Annotated in this window: 18 protein-coding genes; 7 read left to right on the plus strand and 11 right to left on the minus strand. The window is 45.2% G+C overall.

Annotated features, from left to right (window positions below):
• Window position 1: 1 nt before the first annotated feature.
• The 10 genes from HRU80_15070 to HRU80_15115 all read right to left on the minus strand — a co-directional run bounded on the left by HRU80_15070 (window position 2) and on the right by HRU80_15115 (window position 10,537).
• Complete coding sequence (locus tag HRU80_15070; protein QOJ30118.1) at window positions 2–1,456, minus strand: glycosyltransferase; 1,455 nt, start codon at window positions 1,454–1,456, stop codon at window positions 2–4.
• Between the two features lie 45 nt (window positions 1,457–1,501).
• Window positions 1,502–1,999, minus strand: a complete 498-nt coding sequence (locus HRU80_15075; GenBank protein ID QOJ30119.1) for a hypothetical protein — start codon at window positions 1,997–1,999, stop codon at window positions 1,502–1,504.
• A 35-nt stretch (window positions 2,000–2,034) separates the two neighbouring features.
• Complete coding sequence (locus tag HRU80_15080) at window positions 2,035–3,141, minus strand: sigma-54-dependent Fis family transcriptional regulator (GenBank protein ID QOJ30120.1); 1,107 nt, start codon at window positions 3,139–3,141, stop codon at window positions 2,035–2,037.
• The gene (locus HRU80_15085; protein QOJ30121.1) at window positions 3,134–3,937 is read right to left on the minus strand and encodes an MBL fold metallo-hydrolase; all 804 of its coding nucleotides are present in this window, start codon (window positions 3,935–3,937) and stop codon (window positions 3,134–3,136) included. Before HRU80_15085 ends, HRU80_15080 begins: the two co-directional genes overlap by 8 nt.
• On the minus strand, window positions 3,934–4,614 hold the full coding sequence (locus HRU80_15090; GenBank protein QOJ30122.1) for an SPOR domain-containing protein: 681 nt from the start codon (window positions 4,612–4,614) through the stop codon (window positions 3,934–3,936). Before HRU80_15090 ends, HRU80_15085 begins: the two co-directional genes overlap by 4 nt.
• 26 nt (window positions 4,615–4,640) lie before the next feature.
• Entirely contained in the window at window positions 4,641–5,996 is a 1,356-nt protein-coding gene (miaB, locus tag HRU80_15095; protein QOJ30123.1) for a tRNA (N6-isopentenyl adenosine(37)-C2)-methylthiotransferase MiaB, read from the minus strand.
• 75 nt (window positions 5,997–6,071) lie between these two features.
• A complete protein-coding gene (locus HRU80_15100) occupies window positions 6,072–6,233 on the minus strand; it encodes a hypothetical protein (GenBank protein QOJ30124.1) in 162 nt (53 codons plus the stop codon).
• 162 nt (window positions 6,234–6,395) lie between these two features.
• Window positions 6,396–7,838 carry an NOL1/NOP2/sun family putative RNA methylase gene (locus HRU80_15105; GenBank protein ID QOJ30125.1) on the minus strand — a complete coding sequence of 481 codons (1,443 nt, stop codon included), beginning with the start codon at window positions 7,836–7,838 and terminating at the stop codon, window positions 6,396–6,398.
• A 33-nt stretch (window positions 7,839–7,871) separates the two neighbouring features.
• Window positions 7,872–8,999, minus strand: a complete 1,128-nt coding sequence (gene bshA / locus HRU80_15110; GenBank protein ID QOJ30126.1) for an N-acetyl-alpha-D-glucosaminyl L-malate synthase BshA — start codon at window positions 8,997–8,999, stop codon at window positions 7,872–7,874.
• Window positions 9,000–9,016: 17 nt separating this feature from the next.
• Window positions 9,017–10,537: a M20/M25/M40 family metallo-hydrolase gene (locus HRU80_15115; protein ID QOJ30127.1), complete on the minus strand. Its 1,521-nt coding sequence runs from the start codon at window positions 10,535–10,537 to the stop codon at window positions 9,017–9,019.
• A 267-nt stretch (window positions 10,538–10,804) separates the two neighbouring features.
• On the opposite strand from HRU80_15115, the gene HRU80_15120 reads away from it, so the two are divergent.
• The 5 genes from HRU80_15120 to HRU80_15140 all read left to right on the plus strand — a co-directional run bounded on the left by HRU80_15120 (window position 10,805) and on the right by HRU80_15140 (window position 15,719).
• On the plus strand, window positions 10,805–11,659 hold the full coding sequence (locus HRU80_15120; protein QOJ30128.1) for a hypothetical protein: 855 nt from the start codon (window positions 10,805–10,807) through the stop codon (window positions 11,657–11,659).
• An 84-nt stretch (window positions 11,660–11,743) separates the two neighbouring features.
• Window positions 11,744–12,625, plus strand: a complete 882-nt coding sequence (locus HRU80_15125; GenBank protein ID QOJ30129.1) for a hypothetical protein — start codon at window positions 11,744–11,746, stop codon at window positions 12,623–12,625.
• A 30-nt stretch (window positions 12,626–12,655) separates the two neighbouring features.
• On the plus strand, window positions 12,656–13,567 hold the full coding sequence (rfbD, locus tag HRU80_15130; GenBank protein ID QOJ30130.1) for a dTDP-4-dehydrorhamnose reductase: 912 nt from the start codon (window positions 12,656–12,658) through the stop codon (window positions 13,565–13,567).
• A 1-nt stretch (window position 13,568) separates the two neighbouring features.
• Window positions 13,569–15,362, plus strand: a complete 1,794-nt coding sequence (locus tag HRU80_15135) for an alpha-glucosidase C-terminal domain-containing protein (GenBank protein QOJ30131.1) — start codon at window positions 13,569–13,571, stop codon at window positions 15,360–15,362.
• Window positions 15,363–15,377: 15 nt separating this feature from the next.
• Entirely contained in the window at window positions 15,378–15,719 is a 342-nt protein-coding gene (locus HRU80_15140) for an ArsC family transcriptional regulator (protein ID QOJ30575.1), read from the plus strand.
• Between the two features lie 187 nt (window positions 15,720–15,906).
• Here HRU80_15140 and HRU80_15145 read toward each other — a convergent pair whose 3' ends face one another.
• Complete coding sequence (locus HRU80_15145) at window positions 15,907–19,737, minus strand: choice-of-anchor D domain-containing protein (GenBank protein ID QOJ30132.1); 3,831 nt, start codon at window positions 19,735–19,737, stop codon at window positions 15,907–15,909.
• A gap of 247 nt (window positions 19,738–19,984) precedes the next feature.
• On the opposite strand from HRU80_15145, the gene HRU80_15150 reads away from it, so the two are divergent.
• Both HRU80_15150 and HRU80_15155 read left to right on the plus strand, forming a co-directional pair.
• Window positions 19,985–21,013 (plus strand): threonine aldolase family protein, encoded by a 1,029-nt coding sequence (locus tag HRU80_15150; protein QOJ30133.1) that lies wholly within the window; start codon window positions 19,985–19,987, stop codon window positions 21,011–21,013.
• Between the two features lie 3 nt (window positions 21,014–21,016).
• Entirely contained in the window at window positions 21,017–21,472 is a 456-nt protein-coding gene (locus HRU80_15155; protein QOJ30134.1) for an acyl-CoA thioesterase, read from the plus strand.

A 21,472-nucleotide genomic window follows, 5' to 3' on the forward strand; every position in this document is an offset into this window, starting at 1 on the left:
CTTATGCTTTCTTAGCGTAGGCGTGCCGTATTGATGTATAAGAAATAAATGAAAATCCGATAAAGAACAGTAACTGGAACGGAATAGCAGCCAGTTCAAGGAAATAGAGTGATGAACCGATACCAACCAGACAGTAAACTGCCATGATGGTCTCAACAATTGTTGATGTATCTATTCTGGTTGCTGCATACTTATTGTTCTTCCAGGAGTCCTTGCTGGATTCCACTTTGAACTTAGGAGTTCTTACAAACTCACTCTTGCGGCTCAGGAGTCCTTCAATAACTGCACGGGAGTTATTAACGGCCAGCCCCATGCTTCCCGCCATAAAGAGGGGGAAAAGCACAATTCTTTTTCTCCAGTTGGTATGGATATCCTTCTGTGAATAAAGATAAAAAAGGAATGAACTGATAAAAGCAAAAATGAATAATGACATGATGGCAAAATATGCTTCATGAGAACCGCTGTTCTTTACGTATATAAGCGGAACATTCAGAATTGCTGAAAGCAGAATAAACGGAAACGCCAGATTGTTGGTCAGATGAAACGTTGACTGCAGTTTTACGCGCAGCGGCTGATCTGATTTCCACACCAGCGGCAGGATTTTCTTCGCGGTTTCAACAGCACCCTTGGTCCATCTGAACTGCTGTGCTTTAAGTGCATTAATTTCAGCCGGAAGTTCAGCCGGTGAAGTGATATCCTTCAGGAATACGAATCTCCATCCGTTCAACTGTGCACGGTAGCTCAGGTCAAGATCTTCGGTAAGCGTATCCGCATGCCAGTTGCCGGCGTCTTCAATACAGTTCTTTCTCCAGATACCAGCGGTACCGTTGAAGTTGATAAAGAATCCTGCTTTATTACGTACGTTCTGTTCAATAACAAAGTGACCGTCAAGCGCGAGAGCCTGAGTCTTTGTCAGAATGGAATAATCTCCGTTCAGGTGCTCCCATCTGGTCTGCACCATTCCAACCTTCTCATCATTAAAGAAGGGGAGGGTTTTTTTCAGAAAGTCGGGCTGCGGAATAAAATCAGCATCAAAGATTGCGATATATTCCCCTTTTGCAATGGCCATACCTGCCTTAAGAGCACCGGCTTTAAAACCTTCTCTTGAACCTCTTCTGATGTGCTCGATATTAAAGCCTTCTGCTTTTTTTGCTTCAACTGCTCTGCGGACTATTTCGACCGTTTCATCGGTTGAATCGTCAAGCACCTGAATTTCCAGCTTATCCTTCGGATACTCAATCTTGCAAACGCTGTCAATCAGGCGTTCAACCACATACAGTTCGTTATACATCGGAAGCTGAATGGTCACCACTGACTCAGGCATCGTCTCGTCAGCGGGAGTAGGTTTTACGTTTTTGAATTTATTATAATAATAAATCATAATAAATCCGTGGCTTCCGAACACAAAAAGGATCGTTAGCGATATGAAGTACGATATAAGAACTATATCATCCATTTAAAAATTTTCTCTCTTATGATGTTTATATATATTTTTTTATCATTACCAGCCGGAAACCGTTTCCAGCAAAATGTCGTCAGTAATTCTGTCAAGAGCCGTTTCAATTGCCGAGCTCTTACCGGCAACCCCGTCAGCGGAAGCATAATCACCATAGTTTGAAAACTGCTTTTCATAAATCGTGATTTTCTTCACCAGATCCCTGTAGCGCACCTGCACGCTGATGGTAACTCTCCGTGCGGCAACGCTCTCTCCCGGGTTCACCACCGCCGGTGCGTCAGTAAACTGTGTGATTACACATTCAACAACTGCATCGGCCTGGGTTCTGTCGGTGATCGTAAAACTATTATCTTCAATGAATTTATTCAGCAGACCGGTGGAGAAATTTTCGCGAAGTCCCGGCTCGGCTGAACCGCTTTTATCCTCCGCAAAAGGAACAGCTAATGACTTCAGATGCGGGGGAACTGAAGCTCCTGTGAAGGAATAAGGACATCCAGCACAGCCTGCAAAAATAACGAAAATCGGGGCAATTACCAAGAACACCAGCCTCGCCCTTCCGGCCCGAAATACCCGGGTTTTTATGCTGTCCATGACTCCTCATCAATGTGATACTCTTCAATTTTTCTGTACAAGGTGCGGGGACTAATTGCCAGCAATTTGGCTGCCTTCCGCTTATTTCCGCCACTTGATTTCAGTGCGGTCAGAATTGCCTCCCTTTCAGCTTCCTGCAGGGTGATTGCTCCGTTTCCGTTCCGGTGCTGCTGAACTGCTTCATGTTTCTGGCTCTGCATTTCGGTAAGAAGCCGCTGAATTTCCAGAATATCCCGTTTTATTTCAAATAACGCGCGAAGCAGGAAATCCCGCTCCATCTCTTCAGGCGTTTTACCTGTTGAGACCGGCAGAAACCGGGAATCTTCTTTTTTCTCAGTATTAATCAGACCCGTAAGAGCATTTTCGGTTATCAGCGGGCTGCGGCTTATCGCTATTGCTGTCCTTACAACACTTCTGAGCTCCCTTACGTTCCCTGGCCAGTTGTATTCCATAAAACGCTCAATAACTCCGTCAGTAAAGCGGTAGCCGGATACATTGTTAGTCTCCTCATACTCATCAAGAAAGTGCTTTACCAGAAGCGGAATATCTTCCTTCCTTTTTCTCAGCGGCGGCAGGTCAATGATTACTGATTTGAGACGGTAATAAAAATCCTCTCTGAACCGCTTATTGGCCACTTCAAGCTCAAGATTTTTATTGGTAGCCGCAACAATCCTGATATCGGTTTTTGATACGGTGTCAGCCCCGACCGGCATAAACTCCCGCGTCTCGATTGCTCTCAGGAGCTTCACCTGCATAAGAAGCGGCATATCCGCTATTTCATCGAGGAACAGGGTTCCGCCGTTCGCCAGTTCAAAATATCCTTTGCGGTTTTCGGATGCGTTCGTGAAAGCTCCCTTCTTATGTCCGAATAACTCGCTTTCAAAAATTCCTTCCGGAATAGCTGCACAATTGATGCTTACCAACTGATTATTGCTTCGCGGGCTCAGATTATGAATCGCACGGGCAACCACTTCCTTGCCGGAACCGCTTTCACCATGAATCAGGACAGAGATATCAGACGAAGCAACCTGTTCAATAATAGACCGCACCGCCTGAATTTCTTTTGAGATGCCAACCAATCCTAAATCAGACATTGATACGGCTCCTCTTTTCATACACGGTGCCGGTGGTCAGTTCAATTGTCATCCCCTCTTTTGCAAGGATGATCCTGTTTTCGGGGAATTCACGGGTAAGCGCCAGGAGTCCCGGTTCCTGTTCAGAAGTATAATGAGTCAGAATAATCATTGTATGTTCATGTTTTTCGGCCAAAGAGCGGAATGAATCCGCTGAAACGTGTGAGCATTCGGAAATATATATATCAGGAGTTTCACCTGCCGGCATCAGATCAGCTTCACCGCCAATATCGCCGGTATAGAAAAGTGTTTTCCCTCCTGCCGTTATCAGAAAGCTTCCCGAATAAAATCCGCCGCCGGAGACATCATAGCCTTTATACTTATCAAGATGGCTGTTAGCAAACGGCAGCACAGAGATGCCGTCAGCAGGTCTGAACTCCGATCCGGTCCGGAATGGTGTATATACCGCCTGAAAACCGAAACGGTCTTCAAAGAGATAGGAATCTGCAAGCAGTCTTTTTACGGCAGATTCATCAGTCTGGTGAAAAAAAAGAGACACCGGAGCTGATCTTCTTCCAAGTTTCCACTGGGTAAAAAGTGACGGAAGCCCGGCCCAGTGATCAGCGTGCCGGTGAGAGATCATCACACCGCTGATGAGACTGAACGGAATACCCGCTGCAATCAGCGCGCGGGATATACCATCCCCGGCATCCATAAGAAGGTAATAATCGTTAAGCTGCAGAATGAATGACGAATGAAAACGATTCAGCTCCGCAAGCGCAGAGGAAGTGCCGATAAAAATCAGTTCCGCTGTCATCGGGAAGATTTCACAATTTTAGATTCGGTTTTAGTTTCTGCTTCAACCTGTTTTTTGATGGTTCTCGCTTCCATTTCGGTATCAAACTGACCCACCAAGACGATATAGAATAATGATCCGCCAATTTCTTTTTCTTCCATAAACGTATCAAACCCTTTGCCGGCAAGAGTATTCAGCAGACGCTCCGCGTTCAAGCGGTTCAGGAAGGCCCCTGCCTGAAGGGAGTAATAAACGGATTTGGATTCAGTCTGAACGGATTCAGCGGGTACTGTTTCCCCGGTCTCTGTAACCTCATCCGAATACTCAACCTTGTCAAGCTGCTTCAGATAAGGGGAATCAGGATAATTTTTTTTCAGGTTAGAGGCAATTTCCTTTGCACGGTTATATGAACCGAGAGCATAATAATAGGAATGGAGCCGGAACAGAGCCGCGTCATTATAGGCAAATGAAGGAAAGCGGGAAAGGAGCTGTTCAAATTTAACTACGGCTTTGTCATCCTCGGTCAGCAGCGCATCAAGGAATATATATGAGGGAGAATCCTTGGCGGAGGATTTCTGCAGTATCACCAGAACGGAGTCACTTCTGCCTGATTCAATAAGCCGCAGGCACTGAACAATATCAGGCGATTGTGACCATACCTGAAATGTAATGAGGACAATAGCGAGCAGGGCTTTCATAAACTGTAAACGCCTCCGCTAACCGGTTACACTGCCTCCGAACGAACCGGAGTTATCCGCTTATCTACCATTCTCACATAATCTCCAAAAAGCGTGGCAGAGGTGCCTTTTTTAATTTTAACTTCTACATAATCCCCTTCCCCTATATCATCAATACGGGGAATGATTACCACTTTATTGGAATCTGTCCTGCCGGCAAGGAATTCATCTGACTTTCTGCTTGCCCCCTCAATCAGAAGCACTTCATGCCTGCCGAGCATTGATTCGTTTATTTCGGCGGAAATTCTCTGCTGCAATGAAATGATTTCCTGCAGGCGTTTGGATTTTACTTCCTCAGCAACATCATCTTCCATACGGTAAGCTTTTGTGCCTTCACGGGGAGAATACTTAAACATATACGCACCGTCATAACGGACTTTGCTCATCACATCAAGAGTGGCAAGATGGTCTTCCCAGGTCTCCGTCGGGAAACCGGATATAATATCTGTTGAAAAGCTCACCCCGGGAATAATCCTGCGGGCTTTCTCCATCAGTTCAAGATAATGCTCAACCGTATACGTCCTGTTCATAAGTTCAAGAATACGGTTTGAACCTGACTGCACTGGCAGATGTATATATTTGCAGAGATTTTCATGCGCCGCAATCGTATATAACAGTTTATCTGACATATCCTGAGGATGCGAGGTGGTAAAACGGACACGGATTTTTCTATCAACCTCCGCCACCGCAGCGAGCAGATCGGCAAAATCATAATCACCGTCAGCATAGGAATTCACATTCTGGCCAAGCAGAGTTACTTCCCTGAATCCTCGTTCAGAAAGCATCCGGACTTCAGTCACAATCGAGGAAAGGCTTCTGCTTCTTTCACGTCCGCGAGTGAAGGGAACCACGCAGAAGGTGCAAAATTTATCACAGCCGCGCATCACGGAAATAAACGCGCTCAGACCGTCTTCGCGGTAAGGTATAATATCGTCGTAGGTTTCGGTTTTTGAAAGTTTTACCCCGATGCCCTTTTCACCTGCAAGAGCCAGCCCGATAAACTCCGGAATTCGTCTGTATTCATCCGGCCCTACCACCAGGTCAACAACTTTTTTTTCTTCAAGCAGGTCTTTGCGGAGACGTTCAGCCATACAGCCGAGAACACCCACCACCAGCCCCGGTTTTCCCTGTTTCAGCGTTTTCATATTGCCCAGACGTCCGTAAATACGTTCTTCGGCATTTTCGCGTATTGAGCAGGTGTTCATCAGTACCACATCAGCTTCCTGAAGAGTTGGTGAGACTGTGTAGCCATTTTCCCTGAGGATACCAAGGACAACCTCGGTATCGGCAAAATTCATCTGGCAGCCATAAGTTTCAATAAATACGCTGTTCTTTTTTTCCATTCAGTTCCGGAATTTTTTCAGTGTTTTAGTGTAAAAGGAATAAAAATATGAAGAGGAGCAGCAGGACGGGAAATCCTATAGCTCCTGATTGGAGAGAAAATATAAAACCACATTAACGAGTATCAGGGCAAGAATACCGAATACCGTCATAGCGGTACGCTCTCTCCTTTTTCTGTCCTGATGTATCTCCCCGCCTAATTCAAGCTCATCATCATCAGATTTAAAATATCCGAACATTACATCCTGGTCATTGGTTATTAACAATTATAATACAGCTCCTGTAAGAATACAGGGTTGAATCACGTTTACAAAATTAGGCAATTTTCTGACAAAAATGAACACCTTAGGATTGCCCATGTGTGAAAGAACACATGAGAATTGGTGTTCATGGTCATTTAGTTATTCCTGCCCAAAAATAATTTTTTGAGTTCTCAAAGTGCGGGGAAACCGGCTTTTAAGCCCCTGAGGGGTGATTGTTGCCGTGCCGATCACCGTACCATCATATTTGACGGCTACCTGCCCTTTTTGTGCTGAATCAATTTTTATGGTGCCTCCTGCCATATATTCCTTAAGGTCTCTCAAATCAGTGATTTCATACAGGTGACTGGTAATGGCACCGTTGAATACCTGGGCTGCAATTGACGAGAGAATGAAATTTCCATATTTATCGGCCGAGCCTAGTTTTAATCCAGCACGGCTGAACCAGGCCTCCGGATGAAAGTCGAAGCTCCGGTGAATGAACTGATACTCCCCTGACTTCACATAATACGTGTACTCATTAAGCACATCGGGCGTGATTCCAAAGTAACGGTGCAGATATTCCAGATCTTTCTGAAACTTCTTATAGCCGCCTGTTTTATACTGTTCATGATGATGTCTGCCCCCTTCAGAATCACCCGTAATTTCATCTTCCTTTATAAGCTTTGCAACAAAGAACCCTTCCGAGTTCACTTCCCAGGGAATAAGGCGGCGCGTATTATGCAGTTCCTGATTATCACCGAGAACCATTCCCGCTTCAGACTTCAGAGGAATCTCAACTGGAACTAGTTTAAAAGGAAACTTTCTGAGAAACTGTTCAAGTACCTGCTCATTTTCTTCAACGGTAAGAGTGCAGGTTGAATAAACCAGTTCACCCCTCTGCCTGAGCATTTTTGCGGCCGAGACCAGGAGACGGTACTGAATTTCCGCCAGGTTTTTTACCGAATCCGTAGTCCACCATTTATTAATCTCTCCCTTCTTCTGAAGAACCCCGAGACCGCTGCAGGGGACATCAACTAAAATTTTATCAAACCAGGAGTGAAATATCTTTGAAAGCATTTCTCCCTTGCCATGCATCACGGCTGCATTCATCACATTCATCCTTTCGGTATTAAAGGCGAGTGACTTTACCCGTTCTGCCGCGATATCATTGGCAATCAGGGTACCGCGGTTATTCATGAGTGCTGCCAGCTGTGTGGTTTTTGAACCGGGTGCAGCGCAAAGATCAAGCACTTTATCCTCCTCAGAAGGATTAAGCACCAGCGGCGGAATCATGGAAGAAAGTGACTGTATATAATAATACCCGAGGATGTGTTCAATCGTTTTGCCTGCCAGCCCTTCCGGGTCATCTATCTTCAGACAGAGAGGAATAAGCGGATGAACTTCAGATGAAATGGCATACTGATTCTGCAGTCGTTCCTTAAGACCCTCAGGAGTTATCCGTGCGGGATTGACCCGTATATATTCAGCGGGCTCCTGCATCAGAAATGCATCATAGCGTTCAGTCCATGATCTTCCGAACGCGCCGTCAAAATAGCCGCGCATCTGATCGCTGAAAGGAGTATAATTGCGGTTGGTTATCATTAGTAAAAATCTATTCAGCTGCAGAAAGAATCATCAGCGGCCAAGCACCTTTTCATAATAGGCCTCATACTGGGGTATGATGATATCTTTTCTGAACTTGTCATGAGCCCGTTTCCGCGCTTTATCAGAAAACATCTTATATTTCTTGTCGTTTGTCAGCAGGTCAAGCGTATATCTTGCCATCCGGTCTATATCGCCGATTTCTGCTATATATCCCGTCTCATTATGACGCACCAGTTCAGGCAGCCCTCCCACACTTGAACTGATGACCGGCACACCGCAGGACATTGCCTCAAGCGCCGCAAGACCAAAACTTTCTGACTGTGATGGAATCAGGAATAGATCGGCACAGTTTAGTATCTCAACAAGACCTTCCTGCTTTCCGAGAAAGACCACTTTGTTGCTTACATTCAGTTCGCGGGCAAGCCGTTCACATTCAGAGCGGTCGGGACCGTCACCCACCAGCACCAGCTTCACTGGTATTTTGTCTTCGATTTCCTTCAGCATTCTGATGGTATCCGTTACCCGTTTCACCGCGCGAAAGTTCGAAGTATGTAAAAGAAGTTTTTCACCATTCGGAGCCAGTTTCTGCTTCAGGCAGGAATCACTTTGCGGTTTAAATACCTCAGTATCAATGAAGTTTGGTATAACTTCTATTTCTTTATTGATTTCATAATTAGTGATCGTTTTTTCTTTCAGAAATCTTGATACCGCTGTAACGCCGTCGCTTTTCTCAATGCTGAACTTTACCAGATGGATAAACGAGGGTTCAAGTCCCACAAGCGTGATATCGGTGCCGTGCAGTGTGGTAATAATCTTTACATCATGATGCGGGGCAAGAATCTCCTTGGCAAGATGCGCGCTTGTGGCGTGGGGTATTGCATAATGAACATGCAGCAGGTCAAGGTTTTCAAACTTTGCTACTTCAACCATTTTGCTGGTCAGAGCGAGACTATACAGTGGAAATTCAAACAGAGGATAATTTCCCATTTCCACTTCATGAAAGAAGATATTGCTTACAAAATGATGCGAGAGTCTGAAAGGCATTGCATAGCTGATAAAATGGATTTCATGCCCCTTTTCTGCCAGGCTTTTGCCCAGTTCTGTTGCCACAACTCCGCTCCCGCCATACGTGGGGTAACAGGTAATTCCTATTTTCATAGTATTATATTCTTTCTTTAATCCGGCCGTTCATCAGGTGTCAGGCGCTTATCAAGGTTAGCCAGACGGATACTCAGATGATACATCAGTTCCGAAACTTTTCTGATCTTTTCAAAATTAATCTTCTCTATATCATCGGTCGGCTTATGATAGTCTTCCAGCATATAATCATAAAAGAAGACAACCGGGATTCCTTTTCTTGCGTAATGGTAATGATCGCTCCGTTCATATATACGATTGGGATCATCCGGCTCATCAAATTTATAATTAAACGCAAACTTAACGGTTTTTTTGTTAACTTCCTCAACGATTGCCTTGAGCTCAGAGGAAATCTTGTCCGAGCCAACCGAATAAATGGAATCCTGATGCTCGCGTCCGACCATATCAATATTAATCTGCGCGATAATCTTATCCATCCTGCCAAAATTATCACTCAGATAACTCGCTCCGAGCAGCCCCTTTTCCTCAGCTCCGTGAAGAACAACCAGCACCGAACGTTTGATGTTTTTTGCGCTTACCAGAGCCCGCGCGGCCTCAAGAACGGCAACAATACCGGACCCGTCATCGTCCGCGCCGTTATATACCTGTCCGCGGTCAATACCCACATGGTCATAATGGGCGCCAAGCGCGACAAATTCTTCCTTCAGCACCGGATCACTCCCCTCAACATAGCCAATAATATTTGTAGTATATCCTGCTTCCTGCTTTGCCATAATATCAAGCGTACCGCTGACACCGAGCACAAAGGCGGAGAGTTTCTCGCCTGCCTCTTTTTTCTGTATATACTCCGCATAAGAAAGGGGTGATCCTGAAAGAAGTTTTTTCAGCCCCTCCTCTTTCATCAGAAACACTCCGCGTCCCGGATTGCGGGTGGAAGCCTTTGAGGGAAGAGAGATGGCAGGTTTTGAAAGGGATGACCATTCCTCCTCGATACTCTTGTCACCGGTAAAAATGATTCCGGCCGCGCCTTTGCCATAAGCAGTAAAAAGTTTCGCTCCTGAGTATTCTTCTTCAACGGCGGGATCATTTTCCGGATTCAGAGCTTTTGGCACCCCTGAGGCGATAATCACCAGTTTGCCACGTACATCAAGCCCTTCATAGTCATTCCATCCCTGCTCAGGCACTTCAAGACCGTAGCCGGCAAAAATTACCGAATAGTTCAGAACGGTATCAGAACGGTACTTGCTCCAGCTTACTATTTCCTCACCAAACCGTACAACCTTTTTTACTTCTCCGACCCCCATATCGAGAGTAAATGTTGATTTATCACTTATTTTTGTCAGGGTGAGTTCCACCGGCATCCTGTAATCAGGATACTCCGGCAACGGTTTGACCCCTGATTTTTTTAATTCAGAGATAATAAACAACTGGGAAAGGCGGTCACCTCTGGTGGCTGCTTCCCGCCCCTCGAACTCATCAGAGGCCAGAACTTCCAGGTTTGCCCTGAGATTGGTGATGCTGATCAGCCCTTTTTCCTGTGTATGCAGAATCAGGAAAGGAAGGATCAGCAGTAGTATCAGATTGGAACGTATTTTCATATTTTTAATGAATTATTAATAGACTACTACTAAAACTGTAAATTTAGATGCATTGTTCAAATCCACCGGCAGGGATTCAAAAAAAATTACCACCCGGCCCGGCATGCCGGATAACCGGGGAGGAATAATCGCTCTCTTTGATTTATTTACTGCGTGTAACTTTGATAACAAATATAGATATTCGATTCGTAGAATTCTCGAAAATATCCGTAAAGGCATTAATTTGATGACAAAACGCAGGATTGGTTTTCATGGGGAACAGGCCGGATGAGGTTATTTCTGATTGGTCATTCGGTCGTTGACCAGATTATCCATAAGGACGGCACCCGGCAGAATGAGATTAAACCGGGAGGACTCTGGCATTCCGTTAATGGAATACTCCCCCTCCTCGGGGAGGAAGATCAGATATTCCCCGTAACCATGGTTTCGGATGAGACCATGCAGGTTTATGGCAGGAATTACCAATCCGTCAGCCAGGAGTATTTCACCTGGAGGGAAAAAGTCCCTAAAGTAACCCTCACTCTGCTCAATGACAAGGAACGGCTCGAGGACTACTCAAATCTGCAGGAATCGCTCTCAATTGACTCAATCCCCTTCGAGACGGCAGATGGCATCCTTCTGAATATGATTACCGGATTTGACATCAGCCGGCAGGATCTTGCCCTGCTCAGAAGCAAAACATCCTGCCTTATATATATGGATATCCACTCCCTGGCACGGGGAGTCGCGGATGGTTACAGCCGCCCTCTCCGGAAAATTGACCACGCGGAGGAATGGCTCGCACTCGCTGACGTGATTCAGTGTAACGAGGCAGAATCGGGCATGCTCTTTGACGAGGCAGATGAGCAAAAACTGGCATCTCGGGTTCTTTCATGCGGACCGGAGGTCTTAATTATTACAAAGGGAAGCACCGGAGCCAGAGCCTACTTCAAACACCGCTCAGAAACCGCATCGGTATTTATCAGTGCAGAGCAGGTTGCTGTTTTCACAGAAGTCGGATGCGGTGATGTATTCGGATCGGCTTTTTTCTTTCATTTCGCAAAAACCGGGAATGTGACGCGCAGTCTTAAAAATGCCGTGAAACATTCCGGTGAATTCGTTAAAACCGGCTTCGGCTTATGATGCTTCCGGGCTTTCTCATTATTTTTGTGCTGCAGGTTTTTAACAACAAACGTTAACCGGTATTCCGCGAGGTTCATAATCAAAATGAAACATAAGACTGTCATTACCACTCTCTCCATTCTAATTGCCCTCTTTTCCATCATTGCGGCTTCAACCGGAATATTCAGTGATAAAGGGACCGGCCCCTTTCTGCATGAAACCGTACGGGGGGATACCGTCCTGATTTACGGAAAAGGGCTCTACGCCCACATGTCAGCCGATGTTGCTGTTCAGGGAATAGCACAGGATTATATTACTCTGTTCCTGGGTGTACCTCTCCTGCTTTTCGGACTCGCAAGAGCAAGGAACAACTCACTGAGAGGAACCATTCTGCAGACCGGCACAGTATTCTATTTCCTCCTTACGTATCTCTTTTACCTTGCAATGGCAATGTATAACGCAATGTTCCCGGTTTATATACTGCTCCTTGCCTCATCATTGTTTTGCCTGCTGCTGCTTCTTATTCCATTTGATACAGACCGGTTCAGAGAGAGTATAAAATCTGAGGCAGTCTATAAACAGGCCGGAATCTTCCTGATTATTAATGCAGGGATGATTTCACTGCTCTGGCTGAGCGTTATCATTCCGCCGGTTCTTGAAGGGACAATTATCCCTAAACAGGTGCAGCATTACACCACACTAATTGTGCAGGGGTTTGATCTGGCAATTTTCCTCCCGCTGGCATTTGTCTCCGGATGGATGGCAGTAAAAAAGCAGATCTATGGTTACCTGTTCACAACCGTATATATGATATTTCTTTCCATCCTGATGCTTGCACTGGTATCAAAAATCCTGTTTATGGCTGCAGAAGGAGCAAGCGTCATTCCGGTTATTTTCATCATGCCACCTATTGCCGGCATTGCCATCTACTTTAGCTGGCGTCTGCTGGGGAATCTCCATAAAGAGAAAACTCCGGAAGAAGCCTGAAATAAAACTCCGGAATCAGTATCTTTGGAAATGGATCAAATTGTTTTTAAGACCCGGATACTGATATTCGGTGCGAACGGCTCACTCGGGCGCAGGTGTGCCGAGGTCTTTCAGGCCCGGCCTGATATTGAGCTGCTTTTATGTTCAGCAAACGACCGCGGGTTGTTCCCCTTCGGGCAGTTCGTTCAGGCAGATGCCACAAAGCCGGAGGAAGTGAAGAAAATTGTGGCGTCTTTCAGGCCAGACCTCATAATTAACGCCTCGGCGTTTACCAATGTGGATTTGTGTGAATCAGAGAGACAAAATGCCTGGCTGGTAAATGTCCGTCTGGTGGAAAACATAGCCGATGCAGCCAGAGTATTCGACAGTTACGTTATTCATATTTCAACGGATTATGTATTCGACGGAGTGAGGGGCCCCTACTATGAAACTGATAAAACCAACCCGGTTTCTTATTATGGCCGTACCAAACTTGCCAGTGAAAACGCCTTACGGATCAGCGGAGTGCCTCATACAATACTGAGAACAAACGTCCTGTACGGATTATTTCCGGGGGGTAAACTTGATTTTGTGCGCTGGGTGGTTAACTCCGTCCGCAAGGGGGAAACTATCAGAATCGTTACGGATCAGATTAATAATCCAACTTTTGTGGATGACCTTGTTTTTGCGATTGAGCAGGTATTTACCTTCCGCAGGCAGGGAATTTATCATACCGGGGGAATGGATTTCCTGAGCCGGTATGATTTCACTCTCCGGATCGCGGAGATATTTAATCTTGATACTTCATATATAAAGGCCATCAAAACCGAAGATCTGAATCAGCCGGCAAGGCGTCCCCTGAAATCAGGTTTATATACCATTAAAGCACAGTCGGAGTTCAGCTACCGGCCACACACGCTCGATGACTCTCTTCATCTGATGAAAAAAATTCTGGAGCAGTAATTTGTTACGATTAGCAGCATTTCTTTTTCTTGTAATTCCCCTTTTTTCACAATACGCACCACCCCACTGGAGCAAAGGAATTATCTGGTATCAGATTTTTCCTGAAAGATTTTTTAATGCTGATACACTGAATGACCCCACTGCCGATAAAGTGCTTATCAACAGCAAAAAATCTAAAGAGGGCTGGAAAGTAACGCCATGGACTTCTTCCTGGTTTGCCGAATCTGAATGGGAAAAACTGCAGAGCGGCAATCTCCGCGAGCATTTTACTGACCGGAGGTACGGCGGTGATATTGAGGGAATCATCAGAAAACTTGAGTATCTTCAGAGGACAGGCGTTAAAGGAATCTATCTGAACCCTGTCTTTGAAGCAGTCTCCATGCATAAATATGACGGCTCAACCTTTCATCATATAGACGTGAACTTCGGCCCTGATCCTGAAGGGGATAAAAAGCTGATTGCATCAGAAAACCCTGCTGACCCGAAAACCTGGGTATGGACTTCCGCCGATAAACTGTTCCTTGAACTGATCAGACAGGTGCACGCACGGAATATGTATATCATCATTGACGGTGTGTTCAATCACTGCGGCGAGCAGTTCTGGGCATTTCAGGATGTTATGAAGAATCAGGAGAAATCGCCATACAAAGACTGGTTCAGAATTTCCGCCTACGACGATCCTTCAACATCATCAAACGAATTTGATTATAAGGGATGGTGGGGAATTAAATCACTTCCGGAATTCGCCCGGACCGAAACAAACCTGGCTCCCCCGGTAAAAGATTATATATTCAGCGCGACAAGACGGTGGATGGATCCTGACGGTGATGGTGACCCTAAGGACGGTATCAATGGATGGCGGCTTGATGTTGCACGCGATGTTCCCATAGGATTCTGGCGTGAATGGAGTTCCATAGTGAGAAGCATCAATAAAGAATCATTAATAATCGGCGAACTCTGGGAACTTTCACCTGACTTTGTTTCCAAAGAGGGGGTGTTTGACGGACTGATGAATTATAATTTTGCCTTTGCCGTGAATGACTTCTTCATCGCGGACAGGAAGAAAATCACCGCAACTGCGTTTGTGAATGCACTAAAAAGCATTGATTCTGTATATCCCGGAGAGAATCTGCATGTCCTGCAGAATTTAATAACATCACATGATACCGAGAGACTTTCTTCACTGATTCAGAATCCTGACAGACAGTATGACCGGGATGCTGATTACCGTAACAATAGTTACAATCCTGGTCAGCCCTCAAGGGAGGTTTATGAAATGCAAAAACTGATTGCTGCATTTCAGATGACTTACCGGGGTGCTCCGATGATTTATTACGGTGACGAAGTGGGAATGTGGGGCGCTGATGACCCCCACTGCCGCAAGCCGATGCTCTGGGACGGTATGGAATACGATGCAGAGGAGATTACCGCAGTAACCGGATTCAGCAAGGGATGGGGAGTTTATAAGGTCTCCGTTAATAAGGATTTGTATTACCGATATATGCATCTTATGAGAATCAGGAACAGCAGCAATGCACTCCGTTACGGCACTTTAGAATTTATCTATGTAAATGATAAGACCAGGACCTTCGGCTTTAAGCGTGAGCATGGAGATGAAAAATACTTCGTATTTTTTAATCTTTCCGATGAACAGGATGTCATTGAGATTCCCGTTACCGAAAAGACCGTAAGGGATATTTTCTCAGGTGAAAAACTCACTCCACGGAATAAGAAACTCCGTTTTGTCCTTTGGGGAAAATCTTTCGCTATTTACAATATCGGTAAAGAGGAATAGTTAGCGGCAATGGCGCTGAACATACAGATATTCGGAACAAAGAAGTGCAAGGAATCCGCCAAAGCCGAGAGGTACTTTAAGGAACGGCGAATTCAGTTTCATTACCGTAATCTTGCTGAAAAAGGTATTAGCAAAGGGGAACTTGACAGCATCGCTGCGGTATATTCACTTGAAGAACTGATGGACACCGAAGGAAGCCAGTATAAAAAACGAAATCTGGCATATATCCGTCATGACCGGGAATATGAACTTCTGAATGATCCCCTGCTCTTTAAAACACCTATCGTCCGTAATGGCAGAAAAGTCACTGTTGGTTATCAGCCGGATGTATGGAAACAGTGGATCGAAGAGAATTAGTAATTAGGAGTTAGTAATTAGTAATGAATGAATAATTTGATTACTAAAATATCTTACTTTGAGTATCACTCTGCTCTCTCATTAATATTCTTACTGTCTCTTCTCAAGAACTCCCCTTTATAAAATAAAAATCCCCGGCAATGATTAATCACTGCCGGGGATTTTTAATTTACACTATTTACTGCTTTTACTTCATCAGAACAAGTTTTCTGGTCTGAACAAAGTTTCCTGCGGTCATCTTATAGAGATATACTCCTGATGAAAGCTGTGAAGCATCAAAACTCACAGTGTAGCTGCCTGCCGGCTTTACTTCATTAACCAGTATTGCAACCTCGTTCCCGATCATATCATATACTTTAAGGGTAACCTGGGAGGCTTCCTTAACGTTATACTGAATGGAAGTTGACGGGTTGAACGGATTCGGGAAGTTCTGGCCAAGCGAAAACTCCTTCGGAGCATCTAAGTCATCTTCAAGTGAAGTAAGTGTTGAGTTTATCGAAAAATTATACACAACGCCTGCTTCTGCATTGAAGGTCACCGAGGTAACCGTAAGCATATCAATAATGGAAGGAATACCAGCACCGGTCATTCTGAAATAATAATTATTTCTGATTTCTTCAGGGATCAGTGAAGTTATATCATTCCATGTCAGTGTTACTTCTCCTGAGGTTTTGGACATTACTCTGAAATTCCAGCTCTTTCCTGCATCAGGGAACTGATATTTAGCGCGGATATCCGAGCCGAACTTTGAGAAGTACTGTGACCAGCCTGACTGTTCAAAGTACGTGGTTACTGCTTCAGGAGCGGGAGATACCGGCGGTTTTGCATAGTCAAACACTGCGTCAAAACCGTCAGTAGCGTTCTGGCTTGCGCCAAATACCAGCAAATTATCACTTACCGTTCCTGTTGTTGCAATAATGGGTACTGCCCAGTTGTTGATATCGGATTCGGTTTCTGCCGGCTGTTTGTCTTTAGGAGCATCCTGCGGAATCACTGCATTACTTTCGTCGTAAACCGCGCTCACTCCTTCTTCAAGTACGGAGAACCAGTAACCATTCCATATATCAAGGAAAAATGAGGGGAAATATACACCATCTCCGTAGCCGTAATAAACATTCTGAATCCAGCCTGCCTGAGCGGCTTCTTCAGCGCTTAAATTAAGCTCACCTTTTTTGAATCGCACAAGCGAAGTCGGATATCCGAGCAGGAACGGTGTAGCTGAGATATTCCAGCCGGGTACAAGTGGTTTTTCAATGATTCCTACATTACCTGTACCGAATACATCAAGGTCACCTTCTGTTTCAACACCAAACCAGTAACCATGTCCGTTACTCACTGCGGAGGGAACACTATATCCCCCTGTATTGCTATACTGGAAGAGGAAGTAGGTCGTGAAGTCATCACCAAAGATTGAAGCAGGAGATGCATCATCGGGATTAACCGGAACTGATAACAGATTCCATCCGGCTGGTACAAACGTTCCAATATCAATCTTGGTACCTGTACCGCTGAGGGATACCGTCAGAACCTCAGGATTATTGCCTGGGAATGTTACCACACCAGCAAATTCACCAAGTGCAGCCGGCTTAAATTTAAGGGAGAAAGTATGGCTTGCGTCTGGTTCAATTAAAACCGGGAACTCTCCGCTATAGTCGAGAGAAAAACCGGTTCCGGTAAATGTTGGCTCGTCTATTGACAGCGTTATATCACCGCCGGTATTTGAAATTGTGATATCAGCCGTTTCATACATACCCACAGGGATGTTGCCAAATGACACTTCAGCAGGATCAATTGTTCCGTTAGGAACCAGCGCTGTACCCTCACCTGAGAGCCCAACGGTAAAGCTGCCAAGAACATTCGTTGCGTTGCTCACGAAGGTCAGTTCGCTTAAAAAGGTTCCTATTTCAGTCGGCGAGAACGTTACAGAAAGTTCAACCGACTGGTTCGGAGCAATAATCAGAGGGAAAACTACTTCTTCCACAGTATATACGGAAGCACCTGAAGTAATATCATCTATCTCCAGATCACCTTCACCTTCAGGATTTGCGATAACAACTTCAAGAGTTTTTGTCTGTCCAATCTTTACTGATCCGAATGAAAGACTGGCCGGATCTGCAGTTATATTGATGGGAAGAGTAATACCTTCACCAGCAAGATCAACTTCCAGCGAGCCATTGTTGGTTGCATTGCTGGTAAAAGTAACCGTTGCTGAGTAGAGGGTAACCTCTGTCGGAGCAAAGGTAATCGAAACTTCTTGTGACTCACCCGGCGCAACGGTGAATGATGTTGCACTGGTAACCGTAAACACTTCAGACCCTGAAATTGAAACTCCGGTTACATCCAGTGTTCCTTCACCGGTATTGGAGATTGTAATTGTTTCAGTTTTTGTCTGAGTAACCTTTACTCCGTTAAAATTAAGCAGTTCGGTATCACTTCCAATTACTATCGGAAGCTCAATTCCTGTACCGGAAAGGGGTATTGTCAGCTCACCGTTTTCAAATGAGTTGCTGCCGATAACAACACTTCCTGTATATGGAGCAATCAGAGCCGGACTAAATACCACAGGTAGATGAACAGTATCACCCGGTTCAATGGTCCAGGTAGTCATATCGAGATTGCTAAATCCCACTCCCTGTACACTCAGCGATGAAATTACAAGATTCTGCTCGCCTGAGTTTCCGATAACAATTCGCTCGGTTTTGCTTTGAGTCTGTTTTACTTCACCGAAATCTAATGATTCCGGATTTGCAGTAATCTGCGGAGGTGTTGGCTGATAACCGATGATCAGATAAAAATCTTTCTCCCCCCCCTGGCCGGAGTTATAGGTGTATACAGGATTCTGTCTGAGATCCTGTTCGGTTTCTCCTGATATATCAACAAGTGTAATATCATATTCCGAAGGTATAGTAAGGAATTCAGTGAAAGTAAGTGTTACCTCCTGATTTACCTTATCAGTATTAACGGAGAAATCCCACTGCTCAGAATCCTCATCAAGCGATTTCAGAGCGCGGATATCTCTCATATATCTGTTGCCAAGTACTGCGCTCCAGCCGGCATGAGGGAAAAATACTTCGATAAAGTTTGACTGGGGTGCCGGCGGCTTTGGTATATCAATACCTGAATCATAACCGTCTGTGGCGAAAGGAGACTGCCCGGCCATAGCGGTAGTATCTGAAAGAGTGCCAGTTGCTGCATTAATTTTTATGTGCCAGCCGGTTCCAATAACTAAACGATTTGCAACCGTATTTTTAATTGTAACCATATCTGCATTTGCACCGGTCGGGGCAGAAACAGTGGTGGTAAATGCATAATACTTATTATCTTCGCCGCCGTTTACAAAAGCAGCCGGTATGGTTGCTGTGTATGATGTTCCGGTTCCGGTTGCCTGAACTACTGTTGAGGTGGAAAAATTATCGGTTGTATATCGCACAAAGATTTTTTCTTCTGTTGCGGGTATTTTGTCAAGAACAACTGTAACTGTTGCGTCCGAACCTGACATCGCTGAATGAGTTGTGGATAGGATATTTGAAGGCTCAGCGGAAAGTCTCATGAAGATTGCCTGAGTATTTTCTGTATATCCCTTATCCTCCCAGTTCATGACATACCAGAATCCGTTGTCTACGGTAATTTGATTGTTAAAGTTAGTCCCACCACTGCCATATCTATCGTAGGTCTGAAGTAGATCAAATGCAACAGTGCTTGTTTTACGCCAGGAGTTGTTATATGAATTATTTACAGGTCCGGATGTAAATAAGAATTCATACGATTCCCCCTGAATATCTCCTCCAGATTCCGCTACCTTAATTGTTGTTTGCCATCTTGGCGTACCTGTTTGTATCTTAATAACTTTTCCGCCACTCACTTGGGTATAACTTCCAAATACGGAATTTGCAGCAGGCGGATTCGTCCATCCATTCCAGTTTCCGGGCAGGTTTAATCCCTCCGGTTCAAAAATCTGTGCCTGTAACCCTGAGCTAAACAGAGCAAGCACCGCATATAACATTAACACACGCTTCATTATAGTCATCCTGTCATTTTTTTTAAATTGATAAAAAAGGCCGGTTCCAATTATAGTTAAAAACCGAAAGTCAGCAAAGGGAAACCGTATAGCAGCGCTGCCGTAAAGCCTGTTTCTTGCGTAAAAACACACTTTTTACCGGTTTACGTAACCTCCTAAAATCTTTCTCCGGATGAGGTTTCAGAGGGAATTTTTCGGATTTTTCCCCTAACTTTCGTAATGGAATTCAAAACTATCTGACCCTGAAATGAACTATATTGATTTAAGAAGCGACACCATCACCCGCCCTTCCCCCGGAATGAGAAAAGCCATGGCAGAAGCCGAAGTCGGGGATGATGTCTTCCGCGAAGACCCCACTCTGAATGAACTGCAGGCCTATGCCGCTGATTTACTGGGGAAGGAAGCTGCCCTTTATGTACCCAGCGGTGTGATGGGAAACCAGCTCTGTCTGAACATTCTCACCAGACCCGGCGATGAAGTAATCTGTGAGTATGATGCACACATTTTTAACTATGAATCCGGCTCCCCCGCTGCCCTCAGCGGTATTACCCTGCATCCCTTAAAAGGAAGTTATGGTGAACTTGATCCGCAGCAGGTTGAATCGGTTATTCACCCCTCCTATGCTTACTACATGACCAAAAGCCGTGTCATCGCCGTGGAAAATACCCATAACCGGGCAGGCGGCACGGTTATCTCACTTGAAAATATCAGAGCTTTGAAAGATGTTGCTGAGAGGAACGGCCTGTTCTTTCATCTTGACGGTGCCAGGTTGTGGAATGCCTCAGTGGCATCAGGTATCAGTGTAAAGGAATATGCTTCCTTCTTTGATACCGTTTCAGTATGTCTTTCCAAAGGACTGGGTGCTCCTGTTGGTTCAATCATTGCCGGAAGCAAAGATCTGATGCAGGAAGCATTCCGTAAAAGAAAAGCCTGGGGCGGCGGCATGAGGCAGGCAGGCATTCTCGGAGCGGCAGGACTCTATGCCCTTAAAAACAATATCGGGCGGATGAAAGAAGATCATGAGAAAGCCAGGATTCTCGCTGATGTAATTAACTCTCTTCCTTATGTTGAAATTGACATGAAGGCAGTGCAGACCAATATCCTTCTTTTCAAACCGCTGAAGATGACCGTTCAGGAAACTATCGCGAAAGCAAAAGAACTGGGCGTACTCTTCTCCCCGGGAAAGGTTGATTCAGTCCGAGCCATTACCCATCTTGATGTATCGTTTGAGGAAGTAAATCTCGCGGCAAAAATTATTGAGAAACTGTTCGGGTAACCTATGAAAGAGACGACCGATCTGAATCTGTTCCGCCATGAGACCCGTGTTACCGTCCGCTTCCATGAGGTGGATATGCTGGGGGTCTGCAACAATGCCGTATATATCAACTATTTTGAGCAGGCACGGCTGCAGTATATCAAAGACCTCGGGCTGGTGCCTGATCAGGGGCTCTTTGCCGAAAATAATTTCTATATGGTGCGTAATGAAATCAACTACCGGAGCCACTCTCACTTTGATGATGAACTGATTATTCACAGCCGCATCAGTTATATCGGGAACTCCTCATACGGGTTTGAGCATCTGGTCACCAATGCAAAAACCGGGAAACTGATAGCAGACGGCAAGGGAGTGATTGTGCAGGTCTCAAAGCCGGATGAAACGCCGGTTCCCCTCTCGCAGAAGTTCAGGGATACCGTCACCGGATACGAAAAACACGTCAGCGTAAAAGGAGGATAA

It is taken from the genome of Ignavibacteriales bacterium (genome assembly GCA_015709675.1).
Taxonomy (GTDB): domain Bacteria; phylum Bacteroidota; class Ignavibacteria; order Ignavibacteriales; family Ignavibacteriaceae; genus H2-BAC3.

Excerpts from the sequence above, each read along its gene's own strand:
- HRU80_15070 (QOJ30118.1), bottom strand. The coding sequence starts at position 1,456 with ATGGATGATATAGTTCTTATATCGTACTTCATATCGCTAACGATCCTT.
- HRU80_15080 (QOJ30120.1), bottom strand. The coding sequence starts at position 3,141 with ATGTCTGATTTAGGATTGGTTGGCATCTCAAAAGAAATTCAGGCGGTG.
- HRU80_15085 (QOJ30121.1), bottom strand. The coding sequence starts at position 3,937 with ATGACAGCGGAACTGATTTTTATCGGCACTTCCTCTGCGCTTGCGGAG.
- HRU80_15090 (QOJ30122.1), bottom strand. The coding sequence starts at position 4,614 with ATGAAAGCCCTGCTCGCTATTGTCCTCATTACATTTCAGGTATGGTCA.
- miaB (QOJ30123.1), bottom strand. The coding sequence starts at position 5,996 with ATGGAAAAAAAGAACAGCGTATTTATTGAAACTTATGGCTGCCAGATG.
- HRU80_15100 (QOJ30124.1), bottom strand. The coding sequence starts at position 6,233 with ATGTTCGGATATTTTAAATCTGATGATGATGAGCTTGAATTAGGCGGG.
- HRU80_15105 (QOJ30125.1), bottom strand. The coding sequence starts at position 7,838 with ATGATAACCAACCGCAATTATACTCCTTTCAGCGATCAGATGCGCGGC.
- bshA (QOJ30126.1), bottom strand. The coding sequence starts at position 8,999 with ATGAAAATAGGAATTACCTGTTACCCCACGTATGGCGGGAGCGGAGTT.
- HRU80_15115 (QOJ30127.1), bottom strand. The coding sequence starts at position 10,537 with ATGAAAATACGTTCCAATCTGATACTACTGCTGATCCTTCCTTTCCTG.
- HRU80_15120 (QOJ30128.1), top strand. The coding sequence starts at position 10,805 with ATGAGGTTATTTCTGATTGGTCATTCGGTCGTTGACCAGATTATCCAT.
- HRU80_15125 (QOJ30129.1), top strand. The coding sequence starts at position 11,744 with ATGAAACATAAGACTGTCATTACCACTCTCTCCATTCTAATTGCCCTC.
- rfbD (QOJ30130.1), top strand. The coding sequence starts at position 12,656 with ATGGATCAAATTGTTTTTAAGACCCGGATACTGATATTCGGTGCGAAC.
- HRU80_15145 (QOJ30132.1), bottom strand. The coding sequence starts at position 19,737 with ATGAAGCGTGTGTTAATGTTATATGCGGTGCTTGCTCTGTTTAGCTCA.
- HRU80_15150 (QOJ30133.1), top strand. The coding sequence starts at position 19,985 with ATGAACTATATTGATTTAAGAAGCGACACCATCACCCGCCCTTCCCCC.
- HRU80_15155 (QOJ30134.1), top strand. The coding sequence starts at position 21,017 with ATGAAAGAGACGACCGATCTGAATCTGTTCCGCCATGAGACCCGTGTT.